We start from the raw sequence: 19,981 nt of genomic DNA on the forward strand, positions 1-19,981 counted from the left end.
AAGGAGACCACCATGCCCATCAAAGACGCCGCCTGGCACGACCGCATGTACAACAACCGGGCATTGGTGCCCGATTTTGCAGATCACTTCGAACACTGGAAAAACGCCTCGGCTCAAGCCTGCGACACGCTCAAGCCCCGCCTGGACGTTCCCTATGGTGAGGGTCCCAGTGAAATGTTGGACATCTTCCCTGCCGCCAAGGCCAACGCACCTGTGGTGATCTTCATTCATGGTGGTTACTGGCGCAGCCTGGACAAGTCAGACCATTCTTTTGTCGCGCCAGCCTTGCGCGACATGGGCGCCTGTGTCGTGGTGGTCAATTACGCTTTGTGTCCTGGCAGTGATGCTCAGCCTGTCACAGTGCCCGATATCGCCCTGCAAATGGCGCGGGCCACCGCCTGGGTTTGGCGGCAAATTGCCGAGCATGGTGGTGACCGCAACAACATCACCGTGATCGGTCATTCTGCTGGTGGTCACTTGGCAGCCATGTTGCTGGGCTGTGACTGGAAGGCCGTGGGGCGCGATTTGCCTGCGGGCCTGGTGCGTAAAACCATGTCGATTTCGGGCTTGTTTGATTTGGCACCCGTGCGCAAGACGCCTTTTGTGCAGGGCGATCTGCGCTTGACGCCTCAGCATGTGCGCATGGCCAGCCCTGCCAAATGGCAGCGGCCCCGCAAGGGCGTTTTGTTCACCGTTGTGGGGGGTGATGAGAGCCCAGAGTTTTTGCGTCACAACCGCTTGATCCACCAGGCTTGGGGCCCCAAGACGGTGCCTGTCTGCGAAGAGTTGGCCGGGTTGAACCACTTCAGCGTGGTGACGGATTTGACCCGTGTCGGCAGCCGTTTGAATGCATTGGCCAAAACCTTGATCGAGCTGCCATCAGCCTGATCGAAACTGACGCTCCAAAAAAAGGGCAAGCCAGTAGGCTTGCCCTTTTGCTTGGTGTGAGCGTTTGCTCAGGCAGGCAAGAAACGCTCGACCAGCAGTGACCAATAGGCCGAGCCCACAGCCACGTTCTTGTCGTTGAAGTCGTAGCCCGGGTTGTGCACCATGCACGCCCCGTGGCCGTCACCCGTGCCATCGCCATTGCCAATCAGCAAGTAGCTGCCTGGCACCTCTTCGAGCATGAAGGCGAAGTCTTCGCTGCCGTTCAGGGCGCGGCCTTGGCGCATCACTTTGTCAGCCCCCACCAGCTCTTCGGCCACATCGCGGGCGAAATCGGTTTCAGCCAGATGGTTCACCAGCACAGGGTAGCCGCGTTGGTAGTCGATGTTTGCCGTGACACCGTAGCTTTGGGCTTGCGCGTGAACCAGTTCGGTGATGCGCTTTTCGAGCAGGATGCGCACATCGCGGTCCAGCGAGCGCACGCTCAGTTTGAGCGTGGCGGTTTGTGGGATCACGTTGTTCGCCACCCCGGCGTTGAACGCGCCCACCGTGATGATGGCCATCTGCTGCGGATCGACATTGCGGGCCACGATGCTTTGCAGCCCCAAGACGATGGCTGAGCCAGCCACCACCGGGTCAGCGGCCACATGCGGCATGGCGCCGTGCCCGCCTTTGCCGTGCAAGGTGATGGTCACGTTGTCCGAAGACGCCATGGCCGAGCCGTCGCGAAAGACCAGGTGGCCTTGCGGGTGTGTCGGCATGTTGTGCATGGCAAAGATGGCGTCGCACGGGAAGCGCTTGAACAGACCGTCTTCCATCATCTTCTTAGCGCCGCCCAGACCTTCTTCGGCGGGCTGGAAGATCAGGTTCACGGTGCCCGAGAAGATGCCTTTTTGGGCGATGTGCTTGGCTGCTGCCAGCAGCATGGCGGTGTGACCGTCATGACCGCAGGCATGCATGATGCCCACGTTGCAGCTGGCGTAAGGCAGGCCAGTGGCCTCGTCAATTGGCAAAGCATCCATGTCGGCACGGATGCCGATGCTTTTCGTTCCTGAACCTTTTTTGAGCTGCCCGACCAGGCCCGTGCCGCCCAAACCTCGCGTGACTTGGTAGCCCCAGCCGCTCAATTGCTCGGCCACCAGATCGCTGGTGCGGTACTCCTTGTAGCCCATCTCTGGGTGCTTGTGGATGTCACGGCGCACCGCGATGAATTCATCCGCCTGGGCATGCAAGGCGTGCAGTTTGTCGTGCAGAAAAGCTTCGCTGGGTGCGTTCATGGAGGGCCTCTTGGGGGGTGTGGATTACTGAGCTTGCAGATTAATCGATTTGGCGATGGCGCGGTAGCGCTCGATGTCGCCAAGGTAAATGCGAGCCAGTTCCGTGGGGGTGCGTGAAGGCAACACCACGTTGCCGCTGGCTTCAAGGGCCTTGCGGGTTTCGGGCACTTCAGCGGCCGCATAAAAGGCCTTGTTCAGGGTGTTGACCACGGCGTCCGGGGTGTTTTTGTGCACTTGCACACCGGCCCAGATGTCAAAGTCCATGCCTTCCAGACCTTTCATGGCGGCCATGGCCGGGAACTGCTTGAACAGAGCGTGCGGGGTTTTGGCTGTCACGGCCAAGCCCTGAATTTTTCCGTCAATGATGGTTTGGGGAATCGAGCCCGCCATGGGCAGGAAAGCCATGTCGATTTGACCGCCCATCAAGTCGGTGAGCAAAGGCGCAATGCCTTTGTAGGGCACATGCAGCATCTGTACCTTGGTCAGTTGGGAGAATTTTTCGCCCACCAGGTGGTACAGCGAGCCAGGACCCACGCTGCCGTAGCTCAAAGGTTTGTCGGCATTCTTACGGGCCAGTGCCAGCAGGTCGTTGACGGTCTTGACGTTGAGCGAGTTGCGCACGGCCAAGATGGTTGTGGTGGTGGCAAATTGCGCCACCAGCTTGAAGTCTTCGGATTTGTACTTCACGCCTTGGATGGCCATGGGGGCCAGCACCAGCTCCATCGGGCTGCCCAGGCTCAGGGTGTAGCCGTCGGCTGGTGAGTTGACCAATTTGGCCATGCCGATCGCACCACCGGCCCCGCCAATGTTCTCGATGATCATGGTCTGCCCCAGTTTGGCTTCCGCGTCGGGCTGTACCTTGCGGGCAAAAAAGTCAGACGGCCCACCCGCTGGGTAGGGCACGATCAGGTTGATCGTTTTAGAAGGGTAGGTCTGCGCCATGGCAGGGCCAAAGGCGCTGGCGACCACGACCAAGCTGCTGAGAAGGGTTTTGACGTTCATGATGTCTCCGGTTTGAGGTTCTGCATGGTTAAAGTGACCATGGCTGCATCGTAAAAATGCCAATTCAATGTGTCCAATGACTTATTTTTCTGATATTCATTCGTAAAATGAATACATGAACCTCAGACACTTGGAGCATTGGCTGGCACTGGCCGAAACCGGCTCCTTCAGCCGTGCGGCAGAAAAGCTGCACATCACACAGTCGGCCTTGAGTCGCAGCATCCAGGCCCTGGAGGATGATCTGGGCGGGATGCTGGTGGACCGGGTTGGCAAAAAAAACGAACTCACGCCCTTGGGCCGTTCGGTTCTGGAGCGGGCAAGGCGCATCGTGCACGAAGCCCAGGAACTCCAACAAGGGGCTGCCTTGTTGCAGCAGGGTGGCCTGGGCACCTTGCGGGTGGGCTTGGGCTCCGGCCCCGGCGCCATGTTGATGACGCCTTGGCTGGTTTACATGGCCCGGCACCACCCCACGGTGCAGGTGACCGTCTCACGCGGGTCCACCGAGCTGCAATTGACCCAGCTGCGCGAGCGGCAACTCGATGCACTGGTGGTGGACGTGCGGCGTGTGGAAGCCGCGCCCGACTTGAAAATCACGCATGTGGTGGAGATGCGCGCAGGCTTTGTGTGCCGCCAAGGGCACCCGCTGCTCAGTCTTCACCCCAAAGACGTTCCTTTTGAGGCTTTGCTGGCTTTCCCCATCGCCTCGATTCAGTTGTCGCAAGAGGTGGCCCGCTTGCTGGTGGACCACTATGGGCCGCGTGCCAATCCGGCGCAAATGACCACCTTGCAGTGTGAAGACATTGCGAGCCTGCTCGATGTGGCGAGCCAGACCGATGCGATTTACCTGGGCATCGTGGGGGCTGCGCGAGAGGGCATGGCCCAAGGCCGTTTGGTGGAATTGGGTATGGGCACGCCCCTCCAAGGACAGGCCCGACTGGCCCTCATCACGCTCGCGGGCAGAACCGAGTTGCCTGTCATGGCGGTTTTTCGCGACTTTGTTCAAAAGCATTTGACCGATTGACGGCCAAAAAGGAATCAGGATGCAAGAGTGGCTTTACCCCATGGGCGTGGTTTTGCTGGGTTACACCGTATTGGGGTTGACGGGCTTTGGCTCGGCACTGGTCATCGTGCCGCTGCTGGCTTGGCAGTGGCCCTTGCCTGAGGTGGTGGCGTTGACTTTGCTGATGGATGTGCCCGCTTCAGCGTTTCACAGTGGGCTGAACTGGCGGCAGGTTCAGTGGCGTGAGTTGCGGCGTTTACTTCCCGGGCTGGTGGTGGGCACTGTGCTGGGTTTGTGGCTCATGCCGCATTTGCAGGCCAGCTGGCCACTCTTGCTGCTGGGCTTGTATGTGGCGGCTGTGGGCGTCAATGCCTTGCGCCCGGCGGCAGAGCGCACAGGTCTGCCCGCGCCCATCTGGGCGTATCCGGTGGGCACGGCCATTGGCTTGGTTGAAATGCTGTTTGGCACCGCGGGGCCGCTTGTGGTGGCCTGGCTGAGTCGCCGTGTGGCCGATGTGCAGCAAATGCGTGCCAGCACACCCATGATCATCACCGTGGCCGCCAGCACCGTGCTGGCGGGCATGGGCTGGGAGGGGCGATTGAGTAGTGACCTGCTCTGGCAACGCTGGCTGGTGCTGATCGGTGTGGCCTTGGGTGGTGTTTGGCTGGGGCACCGTGTGGCACACCTTGTGCCCGTGGCCCGGCTGCGACAGATCATTTGCGGCCTGTTGGTCGTCAGCGGTCTGATGCTGGCGCTCAGGGCTCTGCGCTAACGCCTTTGAACGCAAAAAAGGGAGCCATGAGGCTCCCTTTTTTGTCCAAGCGACGATGGGTTCACATCAACAGGTGTTCGCCCGCATTGTCGCCGCCCAATGTCACATAGTTCACCTTGCGGATGTCCATCAGCTTGGTGCCACCCGCGTAGCTGATCGAGCTTTGCACGTCCTGCTCCATTTCAATCAGCGTGTTGGCCAACTTGCCCTTGATCGGCTCCAGAATGCGCTTGCCTTCCACGTGCTTGTACTCGCCCTTGTTGAAGTCGCTGGCTGAGCCGTAGTACTCCTTGAACATCTCACCATCGACCTCAACGGTCTTGCCGGGAGACTCTTCGTGGCCGGCAAACAGCGAGCCGATCATGACCATGCTCGCGCCAAAACGGATGCTCTTGGCGATGTCGCCGTGGCTGCGGATACCGCCGTCGGCAATGATGGGCTTGGTGGCCACGCGGGCGCACCACTTGAGCGCAGACAACTGCCAGCCGCCCGTGCCAAAACCGGTCTTGAGCTTGGTGATGCAGACTTTGCCGGGGCCCACGCCCACTTTGGTGGCGTCGGCGCCCCAGTTTTCCAGGTCGATCACGGCCTCAGGCGTGGCCACGTTGCCCGCGATGACGAAGCTCTTGGGCAATTTGCCCTTGATGTAGCCAATCATGTCGCGCACACTGTCGGCATGGCCGTGGGCGATGTCGATGGTGATGTACTCGGGTACCAGGTTTTCGGCAGCCAGCTGGTCCACGGTGGCGCGGTCTGGCGCTTTGACGCCCAGCGAGATCGAGGCATATACGCCTTTGCCGTGCATGTCGCGCACGAACTGGACGTTGTCCAGGTCAAAGCGGTGCATGACGTAGAAGTAATCGTTTTGCGCCATCCACAGGCAGATCGACTCGTCGACCACCGTTTTCATGTTGGCTGGCACCACCGGCAGGCGGAACTTGCGGCCACCCAGCTCTACGCCCGCGTCACACTCAGAACGGCTTTCCACGCGGCATTTGCGTGGCAGCAACAGGATGTTGTCGTAATCAAAAATTTCCATGAGAAAACCAAGCTCCAAAGAGGAATCGTTAAAAGGAACGAATGAGCGCTTGGCTTGGCCGGTTTCTGTTGCTTGACTGCCGGTCCGTTGCGGACCGCAAGCGAAAAAAAACCGGGCACAAGAATCTTGGGCCCGGTGTCTGATTCTACTGGAATCGGCTGACAGTTTGCGTCAGTTTGGTGGCGCCACCATCAATGTTTGACGCGAGGCGCAATCTTGATCATGGGCAGTGGCTTGCGAGCGGCCTCTGGCCAATTGTGGTGTGAAACAGACGACGAAGCCGTGGGTCCCAAGCTCTGATGGCCGTGCTCGAATGAGCCCGTGGCCGATGGCATATAGAAAAAGCAAGCCAGATCCTGAGGGATGCGGCTTATTTTCGTTACCAAAGAGTGGATGAGTGACATGACGGGCCTTTCTGCTCAAACCGTATATACGGTTTTAACCGTAATTTGGCCTTCTGTAAATACTCGTTTACACCCAAATGCCTAGGGTTTGCCTTAGGTTTTCGGCGTTCGCAAAGGTCTGCAGCGATGGCTCAGCCTTAACGCAGGCTTGCTTTCGGAACTTTCTACAATCAACGGGATGATGTCTCCCTTTTTCGACCCCACGGCGCACACTTCGCCTTTGCTCGCCCAGCTCAACCATGAGCAGCACCGGGCTGTGGCCTTGCCTGCCGAGCACGCTTTGATCCTGGCGGGGGCCGGTTCGGGCAAAACACGGGTGCTGACCACCCGCATCGCCTGGCTGTTGCAGACCTCGCAGGTGTCGCCCGGCGGCATTTTGGCGGTGACTTTTACCAACAAGGCCGCCAAAGAGATGAAGTTGCGCCTGCAATCCATGCTGCCGGTGAACGTGAACGCCATGTGGATTGGCACCTTCCACGGCCTGTGCAACCGGTTTTTGCGGGCGCATCACCAGCTGGCGGGTTTGCCGCAGACCTTTCAGATTCTGGACACACAAGACCAGCTCTCGGCCGTCAAGCGGCTGTGCAAGCAGTTCAATGTGGACGAAGACCGCTTCCCCCCGAAGAAGGTGCAGTATTTCATTTCGGGCTGCAAAGAAGACGGCCAGCGCCCGGGCGATGTGCCGGTGCGCGACGACGAAACCCGCCGCAAGGTGGAGTTGTACCAACTGTACGAAGAGCAATGCCAACGCGAAGGCGTGGTGGATTTTGGCGAGCTGATGCTGCGCTCTTTTGAGTTGCTGCGCGACAACGCGCATGTGCGTGAGCACTACCGCCGCCGTTTCAGGCACATCCTGGTGGACGAGTTTCAAGACACCAACAAGCTGCAATACGCCTGGCTCAAGCAGCTGGCGGGCTTGCCTGGCGAGGGAGGCGAATGCGCCATCTTGGCCGTGGGCGACGACGACCAGAGCATTTACGCCTTCCGGGGTGCCCGCGTGGGCAACATGGCCGACTTTGTGCGCGAATTTCAGGTCAAGCACCAGATCAAGCTGGAGCAAAACTACCGCAGTTTCAGCAACATCCTCGATTCGGCCAACCACCTGATCAGCCACAACAAGACGCGTTTGGGCAAAACCCTGCGCACCGATCAGGGCGCTGGCGAGCCGGTGCGGGTGGTGGAGTCGCCGTCAGATTTTGCCGAGGCGCAGTGGCTGATCGAAGAGCTGCGTCAGTTGGTCAAGCAAGACGGGTTTGAGCGCAAGGAAGTGGCGCTGCTGTACCGCAGCAACGCCCAAAGCCGGGTGCTGGAGACCGCGCTGTTCAACGCCGGGTTTCCGTACCGGGTGTATGGCGGTTTGCGCTTTTTTGAACGGGCCGAGATCAAACACGCGCTGGCCTATTTGCGCCTGATGGAGAACCCGAACGACGACACCAGCTTTTTGCGGGTGGTCAACTTTCCGCCGCGCGGCATCGGGGCCCGCAGCATCGAGCAATTGCAAGACGCGGCCCGCGCTGCAGGCTGCTCCTTGCACGACGCGGTGAGTGCCACCACCGGCAAGGCCGGGGCGAATCTGGCCGCGTTTGTGGCCATGGTCGATGTGCTGCGCGAACAGACCGAGGGCATGACGCTGCGCGAGATCATCGACTTGGTGTTGGAAAAAACCGGACTGGTCAACCACTACCGCACCGAAAAAGAAGGTGCGGACCGCGTTGAGAACTTGGAAGAATTGGTCAACGCCGCCGAGAGTTTTGTCACCCAAGAAGGTTTTGGGCGCAGTGCGGTGGCTTTGCCGCAAGGCACCTCAGGCCTGGGGCAAAGCCCGGCCAGCCAAGGCTTGAGTGGCTCAACAGACACAGACCTCGGCACGGTGGACGAGTTCAGCGAAGACGGCGTGATCATGAGCCCGCTGGCGGCTTTCTTGACGCACGCCTCGCTGGAGGCGGGCGACAACCAAGCGCAGGCCGGGGAAGACGCGGTGCAGCTCATGACCGTGCACGCCAGCAAGGGCTTGGAGTTTGATGCGGTGTTCATCACCGGTTTGGAAGAAGGCCTGTTCCCGCATGAAAATTCGATGAACGATTTCGATGGCCTCGAAGAAGAGCGTCGCCTGATGTATGTGGCCATCACCCGTGCCCGCAAGCGCTTGTACCTGAGCCATTCGCAAACCCGCATGCTGCACGGCCAGACCCGCTACAACTTGAAAAGCCGCTTTCTGGATGAATTGCCCGAAGCCTGCTTGAAGTGGGTGACGCCCAAAACCGCTGGTTTCTCAAATTTAGGCACTGCAGCTGGCTCCGGTGCATCCGGCGGTGCTTGGCCGCAAACCCCTGCTTTCAACCGCCATGCGCGTCCGGCTTGGGGTCAAAGCAGTTTGAGCACCGAAACCTACAAAAGCCCCCCTGTTCCGTTGCAAAAAGCCGCGCCCGAACACGGCATCTCTGCAGGCAAACAAGTGTTCCACACCAAGTTCGGTGAGGGCAAAGTCCTGGCCGTCGAAGGCGCGGGGGCCGATGCCCGTGCCCAAGTTAATTTTCCGCGCCACGGCGTGAAATGGCTGGCGCTGAGCGTCGCCAAACTCACCTTGGTTTAATCCCGATTCCCTGTAGCGAAAGAGCCCCATGAAAATCACCCAAGACACCGTTGTCACCATGCACCACAAAGTGGTGAATGCCCAAGGTCAATTGCTCGATAAGACACAAGAGCCCACGTCTTACCTGCACGGCGGTTATGACAACACTTTCCCCAAAATCGAAGCTGCGTTGGAAGGCCAAGAAGTGGGTTTCACCACCACTTTGAAGCTGGCGCCGGCCGATGCTTTTGGTGAGCGCGACGAGAGCCTGGTTCAAACCATCCCCAAAAGCGAATTTCCGCCAGGCGTGAAGGTGGGGGGACAGCTGCGCGGTCGCTCTGCCGAAGGCCAGGAGCAGGTGTTCAACGTGGTCAAGATCAAGGGCGACAAGGTGATTTTGGACGCCAACCACCCTTGGGCCGGTCAGCACTTGACGTTGACTTTGACCGTGCAAGAGGTGCGTGCCGCTTCAGCCGAAGAGGTCACGCACCGCCATGCGCACGGCGCACACGGCCACCACCACTGATGGCCTGTCAGTCGGGCTGCTCCGCACTGGCGGGCGGCTCGTCATAGACATCGGTGGCGAAACAGTCGCGCACCGAAAACAGCATGGACGTGAAGAACATGGCCGCCACCATCAGGGCCATCGGCATGAAGGTGGCCATCATCAGGCCCGGGTTGCCCAGCAAGCTGGCGATGATCATGGCCAAGACCGCGGCCGACATGAAAATCACACCCCAAGCAAAGACATAAACGGTGAAAGCTTTGAGGTTCCGCCAACACGCCATGAAGCTGAAAAACAGGCTTTTGACAGCAGGCATGCCGTACCAGTGCACCAAGGCGGGCGCGTGCCAAAACATCATGGACAGCGGTATATAAAAGAGCATGGACACCCACAACGCGGTCTGAAACGAGTCTGTCGTGACCACTTCCGGCGTCATGGGGGCGCCGCCAAAGTACACCTGCGCAAAGGTGCCGCCATCGGCCAGTGTGGACAAGCCCATCACCACCAAAAAGATCACGGCGTACAAGATGCCCAAAATGAACATGGTTTGGCGGTGCGGCCCTTTCTTGAAAGCCGCAAAAAGCACGCTGGGCATGGGAAATTTGCCGTCCGAGGCCACTTGGGTGGCAGCCATCATGCCCAGCGTGAGGGCGGGCAAAACCACCAAGGCCAAAGCGCCCCCAATGAAGGGCACCATGGAAACCACCGACACCGTGGCCATGAACAAGAAGAACAGACCCGACATGGCCAAAGGCTGCCGCCAAAAGGTGCGCATGCCCTGGCGTGCCCATTTGAGGCCAGCGCGGGCGGGAACGATTTGCAGATTCATGGGTTCAGATCAAGGCAGAAGCTGAGACAGGGTGCTGGACACGACCACGCAAAACGCGTTCAAAGTGGGTCGGGTCGTGAGGCTTGAGCATGGACGCTTCACGGGGGAGATGGTAGTCCCACAGCCGTGAAATCCAAAAACGCAAAGCCCCTGCCCGCAAAAGGGCAGGCAGCAGCTCTCGCTCAGCGCCGCTCAATGGACGCACTTGGTTGTAGGCCTTGAGCATGGCCTGGGCACGCTCGTTGTGGTGGACCCCTGTTGGCAGATCGATGCACCAGTCGTTCAGGCACACGGCCAAGTCAAACAGCCAAGTGTCCACGCCAGCAAAATAGAAATCAAAAAAGCCGGTCAGTTGCTCGCCATCGAACATGACGTTGTCGCGGAACAGGTCGGCATGGACGGGTCCGCGGGGCAGGGCAGCATAGGCTGCTGTGTTGACCGTGTGGTTTTGGAAGGCCAATTCGCTGCGCAGCAAGGCGGCTTGGGCTTCATCCAGATAGGGCAGCACCACCGGCACGGTCTCGTTCCACCAAGGCAGGGCGCGCAAGTTGGGTTGGCTGCGGTTGTAGTCCGCCCCGGCCAGGTGCATGCGCGCCAGCATGTCGCCCACGGCGGCGCTGTGCACGGCCTGCGGTTGCAATTGGCTTTTGCCAGCGAGTTTGTTGACCACGGCGGCAGGTTTGCCGTTCATGGTGTGAAGGATGTCGCCATCGCGGTTGGCCGCCGGGTCGGGCACCGGGATGCCACGGCCCGCCAAGTGCTTCATCAGGTACAGGTAAAAAGGCAGTTGCTCTTGCGTCAGGCGCTCAAACAAGGTGAGCACGTACTCGCCTTGGGTCGTGGTGGCGAAGTAGTTGGTGTTCTCAATGCCGCCTTCAATGCCGCGCAATTCGGTGAGGGTCCCCAAGTTCAGGGACTGCATCAGGCTGTCGGCCTGCGAGGGAGTGACTTCGGTGAATACCGCCATGGGGGAGAAAACCGTCAAAGCGCCAGAGGGGTCTGGCTTGGGTGAGCAAAACACGGATTGTAGAGGGCGAAAAGACCCAAATGACCCGCAAAAGGCTGACTGCGCTGGGCCGATGTGGCAAAGCGAAGCGACTCTGAGGGCCAGCGCAGTCAGCCCTTTGCGGGTCTGCCTTTGTCGTAGGTGATGGTGTGTGGTGGCTGCGCCAAGGCTCAGAGGCGCTTCGCTTTGCCACATCGCCTCAGCGCAGCCACCACACACCATCTGGAGAGTTGTCAGTGGTCAGAGCGCTCCGCGTTGCCAAATCGCCCCGAAGCAAACCCATGTCCCGATTTGCTGAGGGACGAAAATGCTTTAACCCGGTACACAATCGGGGGATGAGCGAAAACACCCCTGACACCGACACCGCCCCTGCCTCCATTCAGCCCAGCCTTTTGCTGGTCGACGGCTCCAGCTACTTGTACCGCGCTTTTCATGCCATGCCCGACCTGCGGGCTGTGCCCGGTGACCCAACCAGTGCCGCCACAGGCGCAATTCGCGGCATGATCAACATGATGGAGCGGCTGCGCAAAGACGTGCCGGCCCTCTATGCCGTGTGCGTGTTCGACGCCAAAGGCCCCACTTTCCGGGATGAGTTGTACCCAGAATACAAAGCCAACCGCAGCCCCATGCCTGACGATTTGCGCTCGCAGATCGAGCCGATCCACGAACTGGTGCGCCTGATGGGCTGGACGGTGCTGGACGTGCCCGGCGTGGAGGCCGATGACGTCATCGCCACCTTGGCGCATGTGGCGGCGCAGCAAGGCATCACAGTGACGGTGTCAAGCGGCGACAAGGACTTGAGCCAGTTGGTCAACGAGCACATCACCATCATCGACACCATGAACGGCAAGGTGCGCGATGTGGCGGGCGTGACGGCCGAGTTTGGCGTGCCGCCCTCGCTGATGATCGACTACCAGACCCTGGTGGGCGACACGGTGGACAACGTGCCGGGCGTCGCCAAGGTCGGCCCCAAGACGGCGGCCAAGTGGCTGATGGAATACGGCTCACTCGACAAGTTGATGGAAAACGCCCACGACATCAAGGGCGTGGCGGGCGAAAACCTGCGCCAAGCGGTGGACTGGCTGCCCAAGGGCCGGGCGCTGGTGACCATGAAAACCGATTGCGACTTGACCGCCTGGGTGCCCGACTTGCCGTCGCTGGCCAGCTTGCACCTTCACGAGCCCGACAAGGACAAGCTGCTGAATTTTTACCAGACCTATGGTTTCAAAGGGCTGGTGCAGTCGCTGGGTGGGGCTGTGCCTGCGACTGCGGCCAAATCCAAAGCGGCCAAACCCAAAGACACGGGCATGGGGGATTTGTTCGGCTCAGCTCAAGAAGACGAACCAGCAGCACCTGTGCTTGATACCGCTGCCAGTTCGGTACAAGGTGAACTGAAATACGACACCGTTCTCGACTGGGCCGCCTTCGACACTTGGCTGGCCCGCATCGAGCAAGCCCCGCTCACCGCCATCGACACCGAAACCACATCGCTGGACGCCATGCGTGCCGAGATTGTGGGCATTTCGCTGAGCATCACGCCCGGCGAGGCGGCCTACATTCCGCTGGCCCACAACGGCCCGGGTGCGCCCGAGCAATTGGCTCTGGCCGAGGTGCTGGCCAAGCTCAAGCCTTGGCTGGAAAACCCGGCCCGCCACAAGCTGGGCCAAAACATCAAATACGACCGCCATGTGCTGGCCAACCACGGCATTGAGGTGCAGGGCTACGCGCACGACACCATGCTGGAAAGCTACGTGCTCGAAGTGCACAAGCCGCACGGTCTTTCAAGTCTTGCTGAACGCCATGTGGGCCGCCGGGGCGTGACCTACGAAGACCTGTGCGGCAAGGGTGCGCACCAGATCCCGTTTGCGCAGGTGGACGTGGACAAGGCCGCGCACTATTCGTGTGAAGACTCGGACCAGTGCCTGGACGTGCATTTGGCGCTGTGGCCGCAGATCGAGGCGCATGCCGGACTCAAGTACGTCTACGACCTGGAAATCGCCACCAGCGAAGCGCTCTACCGCATCGAGCGCAACGGCGTGCTGATCGACGCGCCCACGCTGGCCGCGCAAAGCCAGGCGCTGGGTGAGCGTATCGTGCAGCTCGAAACAGAAGCCTACGAGATCGCGGGGCAGCCCTTCAACCTGGCCAGCCCCAAGCAGTTGGGGGAGATATTTTTTGACAAGCTGGGCCTGCCCGTCATCAAAAAAACCGCCACCGGGGCCCGCAGCACCGACGAAGAGGTGCTGGAAAAACTGGCCGAGGACTACCCGCTGCCGGCCCGCATCCTGGAGCATCGCAGCCTGGCCAAGCTCAAAGGCACTTACACCGACAAACTGGCGCAGCTGGCTTTGCCGCGCACGGGGCGTGTGCACACGCATTACGCGCAAGCGGTGGCCGTCACAGGTCGCTTGTCGAGCAACGAGCCCAATCTGCAAAACATCCCGGTGCGCACCGCCGAAGGCCGCAAGGTGCGCGAAGCTTTCGTGGCCCCCGCAGGCTGCGTGATCGCCAGTGCCGACTACAGCCAGATCGAGCTGCGCATCATGGCCCACCTGAGCGACGATGCGGCCTTGCTCAAGGCCTTCCATGAAGGGCTAGACGTGCACAAGGCCACGGCGGCTGAGGTGTTTGGGTCAACGCCTGACACCGTGAGCAGCGAGCAGCGCCGTTACGCCAAGACCATCAACTTCGGTTTGATTTACGGCATGAGCGCGTTTGGCTTGGCCAAGGCGCTCTCCATCGACAACACCGCCGCCAAGAACTACATCACCCGCTACTTCGAGCGCTTTGCGGGTGTCAAACACTACATGGACGCCACCCGCGAGCAGGCCAAGGCGCTGGGTTATGTCGAGACCGTGTTTGGTCGCCGCCTGATGCTGCCCGAGATCAACAGCCCCAATGGCCCGCGCCGCGCCGGGGCCGAACGCGCCGCCATCAACGCCCCCATGCAGGGCACGGCGGCTGACCTGATCAAGCTGAGCATGGTCGCGGTGCAAAAGGCGCTCGACGAACAAGGCAAGGCCACCAAAGTCATCATGCAGGTGCACGATGAATTGGTGTTTGAAGTGCCTGAATCAGAAGTCGAATGGGTGCGAACCGAGGTGCCGCGCATCATGGCGGGGGTGGCTGATTTGAAAGTGCCGCTCTTGGCCGAAGTGGGCTTTGGCCCGAACTGGGAGCAGGCGCACTGAGCTTCAAGTGCCCTCTTGCCAGGCGGCATGCTTGTGCATGATGGTGGCGAACAGCTCGGAGCCTTCAAACGCGGTGAGCCACCGCGCCAAAGAGTCCCAGGGCTGCGCGGCAAACCAGCTGGGGTCGGTGTGGGCGTATTGCCGCACAAAAGGGGCGATGGCGGCATCGGTCAGGCCCCATTGCCCGCCTGCCAGATAAGCCTGTGAAGCCAGTCGGGCATTGAGCGAGAACAACCAGTCAGCCGCCTCATCGCGGTCGGCTTGGCCGCTCTCTAGGCCTGAACGGTTGGGGTATTTGTAGCGGTCCAGGTGTCGCTTGAAAGGGCCGTCGTTGTGTGTGATCAAAGCCATGGCTTCTTCCATATCCGCATCCGAGCCTGGTAGCCAGCCCAGAGGGTCGTGCTGGCGCAGTGCCCACAGCATGATGTCCACACTTTGCTCCAGCACCTGCTCGCCTGCCGCGCTGCGTAGCCATAAAACCGGTACTGTGCCTTTGGGTGAGAGGGCCAACATATGGGCCGGTTTGTGCTTCAGAACCACTTCACGGTGCTCATACGCCAACCCGCTGACGTGCAAAGCCAGCCGCGCCCGCATGGCGTAGGGGCAACGACGAAACGAATACAGGACAGGCAGGGCGATGTCTGACATGGCGGTAGTTTAAATCGCCGCCCTTGTGCAAGCCCGAAGCGACTGTGCCAAGATCTCATTCTTTTTATTGGCAGAACCGAGGAGACATCCCTTGAACCACTACTTGATTGAAGACACGCAAGCCCTGCTGGGTGGACAAGCAGGAGACGCTGTGGCCACCCGCCGCACGGCTTTGAAAGCGGCTTTTGGTGTCGGCTATGCCGCCTCCGCGATGCCGATCATGGCGCAAACAGCCATCAAAACCCCTGTCACGGGTTTGGTTTCTGGCGAAGTGACCATTGACGTCAATGGTTTCAAAATGCCCGCTTACCGCAGTGCTCCGGCAGGCAAAACGGGTTTACCGGTGGTGTTGGTGATCTCCGAAATTTTTGGTGTTCATGAATACATTGCCGACGTCACGCGCCGCCTGGCCCAAGCGGGCTACTTGGCCATTGCACCAGAAATGTTTGTGCGCCAGGGCGATCCGAGTGCGTACGGCGAGATTGCCAAACTGCAAGCCGAAATCATCTCGAAAGTGCCTGACGCGCAGGTCATGGGCGATCTGGACGCCACGGTTGCCTGGGCCGCTGCCAATGGCGGCAACACCGACAAACTGGCCATCACCGGGTTTTGCTGGGGTGGGCGCATCACTTGGTTGTACGCGGCGCACCAGCCCAAAATCAAGGCAGGTGTGGCCTGGTACGGCCGTTTGGTGGGCAATGTCACACCTCTGACGCCAGCTCACCCTGTGGCCTTGGTCGCTAACCTGAAGGCGCCGGTGCTGGGCTTGTACGGGGCGGCCGACACGGGCATCCCCCTTGACACAGTTGATAAGATGAAAACTGAACTGGCTCAAGGGCCAGCTGCGGCCAAAGCCAGCGAATTTGTGGTTTATCCTGAAGCCCCGCACGCTTTCCATGCCGACTACCGCCCCAGCTACCGCAAGGCGGCAGCAGACGATGGCTGGCAACGCTTGCTGGCCTGGCTCAAACGCAATGGCGTAGCCTGATTTTTGAACGCAGAAACCGCCCTTCGGGGCGGTTTCTTATGGGGTGCAGGGCACCCCGGGAAACATGATGACTTTATTGGCGATATTGGTGGGCACTTTGGTGGCGGGCATTGGCAGCGTCTGGGTCGCCGCTTGGCTGAGCTTTGGTATTTTGAGCCGATACACCCAGCACATGCTCAGTCTTGCCGCCGGGGCCTTGATGGCCACGTCTTTTTTACATTTGCTGCCAGAAGCTTTCGAAAGTGAAGCCGGTGCCCATCAGTTGTTTCTGACGCTTTTGCTGGGCTTGGTGTTTTTCTTCTTGCTCGACAAGGCTGAACTTTGGCACCACGGGCACGAACACTCCCACGACCATGGGCATGACCATGGGCACCATGCTCACCATGGCCACGAACACGCAAGCCATGGCGCAGATTCAGACGAGTCGCCTCGTGGTCAATGGGCCGTTTTGGCAGGCGACAGCGTGCATTGTTTTGGCGACGGCATCTTGATCGCCTCGGCCTTCATCGCCGACATGCGCTTGGGCGTCATCGCCGCATTGGCTGTGTTGGCGCATGAAGTACCTCACCACATGGGCGATTTGGCTGTTTTGCGCCAAGGCAGCAGCAGCCGCCGTGCGGCGATCGTCAAGGTGTCCATGGCCGGGGCCATCACCGCGTTCGGTGGTGCGGTGGGTTATGTGCTGGTCGATGCTTTGCACGACTGGTTGCCATTTTTCTTGGTGGTGGCCAGCAGCAGTTTTGTCTATGTGGCCTTGGCCGACTTGATTCCGCAATTGCAAAAACGCCTGTCGGCCCGGGAAACCGCCGCCCAAATCTTTTGGCTCGGCGTGGGCATGGGCATGGTGGTGTTGGTCAGTGCCCTGGGGGGGCACCAGCACTGAGTTGAAGGGCCTTAGCCCTTGGCGCAGGGCAGGCCGGGCGTGCGGCACCATTCGCTCCAGCTGCCGGCATACAAAGCGGTCTGGCCAAATCCGGCCAACTCCATCGCCAAGACATTGGGTACGGCGGTCACGCCGCTGCCGCAGTGGTGCACCACGCTGCTGGCCGGGCGGCCTGCAAGCACTTTGGTCCATTCGGCTTTGAGCAGTTCCGGGCTTTTGAAGCGTCCGTCTTCGGTGAAGTTGTCGGTGAATGGCCGGTTCAAAGCGCCGGGAATATGCCCCGCCACCGGGTCGAGTGGCTCCATGTCGCCACGGTAACGCGCACCGGCACGGGCGTCCACGATGGTTTGCTGTGGACGGCCCAAATCCTGGGCGACAGTCTCGGTCAGCACCAATTGGCGCAAGGGGGCTTTCAGATCGAATGGCACAGGCTTTGGTGTGGGCGCAGCCCCCGAATCCAGTGCGCCCCCGGCGTCTTTCCAAGCTTGCAGACCACCGTCCAACACCGCCACAGCGTCGTGCCCCAACCATTTCAGCATCCACCACAAGCGGCCGCAGTAGGCGCTTTTGTGGCGGTCATACACCACGATTTGCATGCCGTTGTGGATGCCTAGGCTGCCCAGCCACTGGGCCACCGTTTCGCGCTGCGGCAATGGGTGGCGGCCTCCGTTGACGGCTTGACCAGGAGTATGGTTGCTCAGGTCTTTGTCCAGATTGGCAGGGAATGCACCCGCAATCCGCTCGGAAGCAAAAAAACCCTCTGCCAGTTCGGGCTTCATCAAATCAAAGCTGCAATCGAGCACAGCACAGGGCGTGCCTTGGGCTTGCAGCTGTTGCAATTGAGAAGCAGTGATTAACAAGGTGTACATGTCGTGGGTCTCCAAAATTCAATGTTCTTCGGCCGGGGCGCGAGGCAGGGTGCGGCTGCGCAAAGCTGTCGAGGCGATGCCGCTCATGATGATGAGCAGCATGCCCGCCCAGCCCATCAAGGGGATTTGGTCGCCAAATAAAAACAAACCGTAGAGTGCGGCAAATACGATGCCCGAATACTGCAAATTGGCCACCACCAGGGTCGAGCCCTTGGTGTAAGCCATGGTCATGCTCAGCTGTCCCAGTGCGGCCAAAACCCCTATCGGCAACAACCAAAGCGCGGTGGGCCAAGTCCAGGCACTGGCCCCCGTGAACAAGATGGCCACACCGCCCACCAAGGTGGTGCCGATCGAAAAGTAAAACACCGTGCGCGATTCGGGTTCACCCAATCGGCCCAGTGCCGCCACTTGCATGTAGGCCAACGCGGCGCCCAAACCCGACAACAAACCGATGACGCCCGCAAACAACTGGTTTTGCTCAATGGTGGGGCGCAAAAGCATGACCACGCCGCTGAAACCTGCGATCACCGTGAGCACCAGTGGTCCCTGGCGGCCAATGTCCTGCACCCGGCCCATGACCAAAGTGCCGCCGATCAAAAACGCGGCCACCCACACCCCGCTCATGTAGTTGAGCGTCATGGCCGTGGCCAAGGGCAGGTGTGCGATGGCGTAAAACCAGGCCGACAAAGAGGCCACCCCGATGACGGAGCGCCACACATGCATCATGGGAATTTGGGTGCTCAGGGGGACTTTTTGAACTCGGCAAAGCGTGGCCATGAAGGCCATTCCAATCAAGCCCCTGTAAAACACCAGCTCAAAAGTGTGAAAGTGGGGCGCGGCGTACTTGATGCAAACGCTCATGGTCGCAAAAAAAAGCGACGCCAATATCATCCAAGAGGCTTGCATCGGCGCTTGCAGCTCAGAGCGTTTTCATCTGGCGGCGGTACCACTCGTGGAAGTGCTGCATGCCGTCTTCCATGGGGCTTTGGTAAGGGCCAACTTCGTTGTCACCTCTTGCCATAAGGGCCCTGCGGCCTGCATCCATGCGCTCGGCAATTTCATCGTCTTCGATGCAGGTTTCCATGTAAGCCGCTTGCTGGGCCTCGACGAATTCGCGCTCAAACGCCACGATCTCTTCGGGGTAGTAAAACTCCACCATGTTCAGCGTCTTGTTGGGGCTGATCGGGTGCAAGGTCGACACGGTCAGTACATGCGGGTACCACTCGACCATGATGTGCGGGTAGTAGGTCAGCCAGATGGCGCCACGCTCTGGCAGTTGGCCGTTGCGGTACTTCAGCAGCACCTCGTGCCATTTTTTGTAAGTGTCCGAGCCAGGCTTGCCAAAGCCACCCGATACGCCCACGGTCTGCACCGAATAGTGTTCCTTGAACTCCCAGCTCAGGTCGTCGCAGGTGACGAACTGGCCCAAGCCCGGGTGGAACGGGCCGACGTGGTAGTCCTCCAGATAGACCTCGATGAAGGTCTTCCAGTTGTAGTTGCACTCGTGCAGCTCAACGCGGTCGAGCGCGTAGCCATCGAAATTGAGTTGTGCCCTTGGACCCATGCCTGCTAAATCGGTGGCAATGTTGCGGCCGTTGTCTTCAAACAACAAGCCGTTCCACTCCTGCAATTTGTAGTTGTTCAGGTTCAGGCAGGGGTCGTGCGCGAAATGTGGGGCGCCCAGCAACTGGCCACTGGGGGAATAGGTCCAGCGGTGCAACGGGCAGACGATGTTGCCGCCAGCGCTGCCTTTTTGCTGCGTGCTGAGGTTGCCACGGCCGTTCAACATGACCGCTTGGCGGTGGCGACAGACGTTGGAGACGAGTTCAACCCCGCCTTGGGCGTTGCGCACCAAAGCCCGACCTTCGGCCTCGTGGGGCAGGGCGTAATAGTCGCCCGAGTGGGGCACCGCCAGCTGGTGACCGACATAGCGCGGGCCTTGCTGGAAGAGCGTGCTTAATTCGCGCTGGAACAGCGCTTCATCGAAATAAGTGGAAACTGGTAGTTGGCTTGCGGCCTGCTGCAGTTGAAGACTTAAATCAGACATGGGTGACCTGACCTAGAGACTCCCCCTATGAAGGGGCAGGAACAAAGCGCTGAATTCAAGGAAA

17 protein-coding genes are annotated in these 19,981 nt (G+C 59.9%); 8 read left to right on the forward strand and 9 right to left on the reverse strand.

The window, feature by feature from the left end; translation table 11 throughout:
- Positions 1-12: 12 nt before the first annotated feature.
- The gene (locus tag SWE17_RS12355) at positions 13-888 is read left to right on the forward strand and encodes an alpha/beta hydrolase (RefSeq protein ID WP_322993390.1); all 876 of its coding nucleotides are present in this window, start codon (positions 13-15) and stop codon (positions 886-888) included.
- Positions 889-956: 68 nt separating this feature from the next.
- Here SWE17_RS12355 and SWE17_RS12360 read toward each other — a convergent pair whose 3' ends face one another.
- Positions 957-2,162, reverse strand: a complete 1,206-nt coding sequence (locus SWE17_RS12360) for a M20 aminoacylase family protein (protein WP_322993391.1) — start codon at positions 2,160-2,162, stop codon at positions 957-959.
- Positions 2,163-2,186: 24 nt separating this feature from the next.
- Complete coding sequence (locus SWE17_RS12365; protein ID WP_322993392.1) at positions 2,187-3,164, reverse strand: tripartite tricarboxylate transporter substrate binding protein; 978 nt, start codon at positions 3,162-3,164, stop codon at positions 2,187-2,189.
- A 115-nt stretch (positions 3,165-3,279) separates the two neighbouring features.
- Between SWE17_RS12365 and SWE17_RS12370 the strand changes: the two genes are divergently transcribed.
- Together SWE17_RS12370 and SWE17_RS12375 are read left to right on the forward strand one after the other, a co-directional pair.
- On the forward strand, positions 3,280-4,185 hold the full coding sequence (locus tag SWE17_RS12370) for a LysR family transcriptional regulator (RefSeq protein WP_322993393.1): 906 nt from the start codon (positions 3,280-3,282) through the stop codon (positions 4,183-4,185).
- Between the two features lie 19 nt (positions 4,186-4,204).
- A complete protein-coding gene (locus tag SWE17_RS12375; RefSeq protein ID WP_322993394.1) occupies positions 4,205-4,936 on the forward strand; it encodes a sulfite exporter TauE/SafE family protein in 732 nt (243 codons plus the stop codon).
- Between the two features lie 61 nt (positions 4,937-4,997).
- Here the strand turns inward: SWE17_RS12375 and SWE17_RS12380 are convergent, their stop codons facing one another.
- Complete coding sequence (locus tag SWE17_RS12380; protein ID WP_100174323.1) at positions 4,998-5,975, reverse strand: GMP reductase; 978 nt, start codon at positions 5,973-5,975, stop codon at positions 4,998-5,000.
- Between the two features lie 582 nt (positions 5,976-6,557).
- Here SWE17_RS12380 and SWE17_RS12385 point away from each other — a divergent pair.
- Both SWE17_RS12385 and SWE17_RS12390 read left to right on the forward strand, forming a co-directional pair.
- The gene (locus SWE17_RS12385; RefSeq protein ID WP_322993395.1) at positions 6,558-8,972 is read left to right on the forward strand and encodes a UvrD-helicase domain-containing protein; all 2,415 of its coding nucleotides are present in this window, start codon (positions 6,558-6,560) and stop codon (positions 8,970-8,972) included.
- 28 nt (positions 8,973-9,000) lie between these two features.
- The gene (locus SWE17_RS12390; RefSeq protein WP_322993396.1) at positions 9,001-9,477 is read left to right on the forward strand and encodes a peptidylprolyl isomerase; all 477 of its coding nucleotides are present in this window, start codon (positions 9,001-9,003) and stop codon (positions 9,475-9,477) included.
- Between the two features lie 7 nt (positions 9,478-9,484).
- Here the strand turns inward: SWE17_RS12390 and SWE17_RS12395 are convergent, their stop codons facing one another.
- Both SWE17_RS12395 and SWE17_RS12400 read right to left on the reverse strand, forming a co-directional pair.
- Complete coding sequence (locus SWE17_RS12395; RefSeq protein WP_322993397.1) at positions 9,485-10,285, reverse strand: BPSS1780 family membrane protein; 801 nt, start codon at positions 10,283-10,285, stop codon at positions 9,485-9,487.
- A gap of 4 nt (positions 10,286-10,289) precedes the next feature.
- Positions 10,290-11,252, reverse strand: coding sequence for a homoserine kinase (locus SWE17_RS12400; RefSeq protein ID WP_322993398.1), 963 nt, complete (start codon positions 11,250-11,252; stop codon positions 10,290-10,292).
- Positions 11,253-11,626: 374 nt separating this feature from the next.
- Here SWE17_RS12400 and polA point away from each other — a divergent pair, with 374 nt between their 5' ends.
- Complete coding sequence (gene polA, locus SWE17_RS12405) at positions 11,627-14,482, forward strand: DNA polymerase I (RefSeq protein WP_322993399.1); 2,856 nt, start codon at positions 11,627-11,629, stop codon at positions 14,480-14,482.
- A gap of 3 nt (positions 14,483-14,485) precedes the next feature.
- Here polA and SWE17_RS12410 read toward each other — a convergent pair whose 3' ends face one another.
- Positions 14,486-15,130 (reverse strand): glutathione S-transferase, encoded by a 645-nt coding sequence (locus SWE17_RS12410; protein WP_322993400.1) that lies wholly within the window; start codon positions 15,128-15,130, stop codon positions 14,486-14,488.
- Between the two features lie 91 nt (positions 15,131-15,221).
- Here SWE17_RS12410 and SWE17_RS12415 point away from each other — a divergent pair, with 91 nt between their 5' ends.
- A complete protein-coding gene (locus SWE17_RS12415) occupies positions 15,222-16,118 on the forward strand; it encodes a dienelactone hydrolase family protein (RefSeq protein WP_322993401.1) in 897 nt (298 codons plus the stop codon).
- Between the two features lie 67 nt (positions 16,119-16,185).
- Positions 16,186-17,001, forward strand: a complete 816-nt coding sequence (locus tag SWE17_RS12420; protein ID WP_322993402.1) for a ZIP family metal transporter — start codon at positions 16,186-16,188, stop codon at positions 16,999-17,001.
- An 11-nt stretch (positions 17,002-17,012) separates the two neighbouring features.
- Here the strand turns inward: SWE17_RS12420 and SWE17_RS12425 are convergent, their stop codons facing one another.
- Genes SWE17_RS12425 through SWE17_RS12435 form a run of 3 tightly spaced genes read right to left on the reverse strand, consistent with a single transcriptional unit; the run spans position 17,013 to position 19,917 of the window.
- Complete coding sequence (locus SWE17_RS12425) at positions 17,013-17,870, reverse strand: sulfurtransferase (protein ID WP_322993403.1); 858 nt, start codon at positions 17,868-17,870, stop codon at positions 17,013-17,015.
- An 18-nt stretch (positions 17,871-17,888) separates the two neighbouring features.
- A complete protein-coding gene (locus SWE17_RS12430; RefSeq protein ID WP_108311583.1) occupies positions 17,889-18,776 on the reverse strand; it encodes a DMT family transporter in 888 nt (295 codons plus the stop codon).
- Positions 18,777-18,789: 13 nt separating this feature from the next.
- Positions 18,790-19,917 carry an aromatic ring-hydroxylating dioxygenase subunit alpha gene (locus SWE17_RS12435; RefSeq protein ID WP_322993404.1) on the reverse strand — a complete coding sequence of 376 codons (1,128 nt, stop codon included), beginning with the start codon at positions 19,915-19,917 and terminating at the stop codon, positions 18,790-18,792.
- Between the last annotated feature and the right edge of the window lie 64 nt (positions 19,918-19,981).

The sequence above is a fragment of the Limnohabitans sp. genome (genome assembly GCF_034680285.1).
In the GTDB taxonomy this organism is placed as follows: Bacteria; Pseudomonadota; Gammaproteobacteria; order Burkholderiales; family Burkholderiaceae_C; genus Limnohabitans_A.

Coding starts and splice junctions, on each gene's coding strand:
- SWE17_RS12400 (WP_322993398.1), bottom strand. CDS start 11,252: ATGGCGGTATTCACCGAAGTCACTCCCTCGCAGGCCGACAGCCTGATG.
- SWE17_RS12380 (WP_100174323.1), bottom strand. CDS start 5,975: ATGGAAATTTTTGATTACGACAACATCCTGTTGCTGCCACGCAAATGC.
- SWE17_RS12410 (WP_322993400.1), bottom strand. CDS start 15,130: ATGTCAGACATCGCCCTGCCTGTCCTGTATTCGTTTCGTCGTTGCCCC.
- SWE17_RS12365 (WP_322993392.1), bottom strand. CDS start 3,164: ATGAACGTCAAAACCCTTCTCAGCAGCTTGGTCGTGGTCGCCAGCGCC.
- polA (WP_322993399.1), top strand. CDS start 11,627: ATGAGCGAAAACACCCCTGACACCGACACCGCCCCTGCCTCCATTCAG.
- SWE17_RS12425 (WP_322993403.1), bottom strand. CDS start 17,870: ATGTACACCTTGTTAATCACTGCTTCTCAATTGCAACAGCTGCAAGCC.
- SWE17_RS12375 (WP_322993394.1), top strand. CDS start 4,205: ATGCAAGAGTGGCTTTACCCCATGGGCGTGGTTTTGCTGGGTTACACC.
- SWE17_RS12390 (WP_322993396.1), top strand. CDS start 9,001: ATGAAAATCACCCAAGACACCGTTGTCACCATGCACCACAAAGTGGTG.
- SWE17_RS12395 (WP_322993397.1), bottom strand. CDS start 10,285: ATGAATCTGCAAATCGTTCCCGCCCGCGCTGGCCTCAAATGGGCACGC.
- SWE17_RS12420 (WP_322993402.1), top strand. CDS start 16,186: ATGACTTTATTGGCGATATTGGTGGGCACTTTGGTGGCGGGCATTGGC.
- SWE17_RS12360 (WP_322993391.1), bottom strand. CDS start 2,162: ATGAACGCACCCAGCGAAGCTTTTCTGCACGACAAACTGCACGCCTTG.
- SWE17_RS12355 (WP_322993390.1), top strand. CDS start 13: ATGCCCATCAAAGACGCCGCCTGGCACGACCGCATGTACAACAACCGG.
- SWE17_RS12370 (WP_322993393.1), top strand. CDS start 3,280: ATGAACCTCAGACACTTGGAGCATTGGCTGGCACTGGCCGAAACCGGC.
- SWE17_RS12385 (WP_322993395.1), top strand. CDS start 6,558: ATGATGTCTCCCTTTTTCGACCCCACGGCGCACACTTCGCCTTTGCTC.
- SWE17_RS12430 (WP_108311583.1), bottom strand. CDS start 18,776: ATGCAAGCCTCTTGGATGATATTGGCGTCGCTTTTTTTTGCGACCATG.
- SWE17_RS12435 (WP_322993404.1), bottom strand. CDS start 19,917: ATGTCTGATTTAAGTCTTCAACTGCAGCAGGCCGCAAGCCAACTACCA.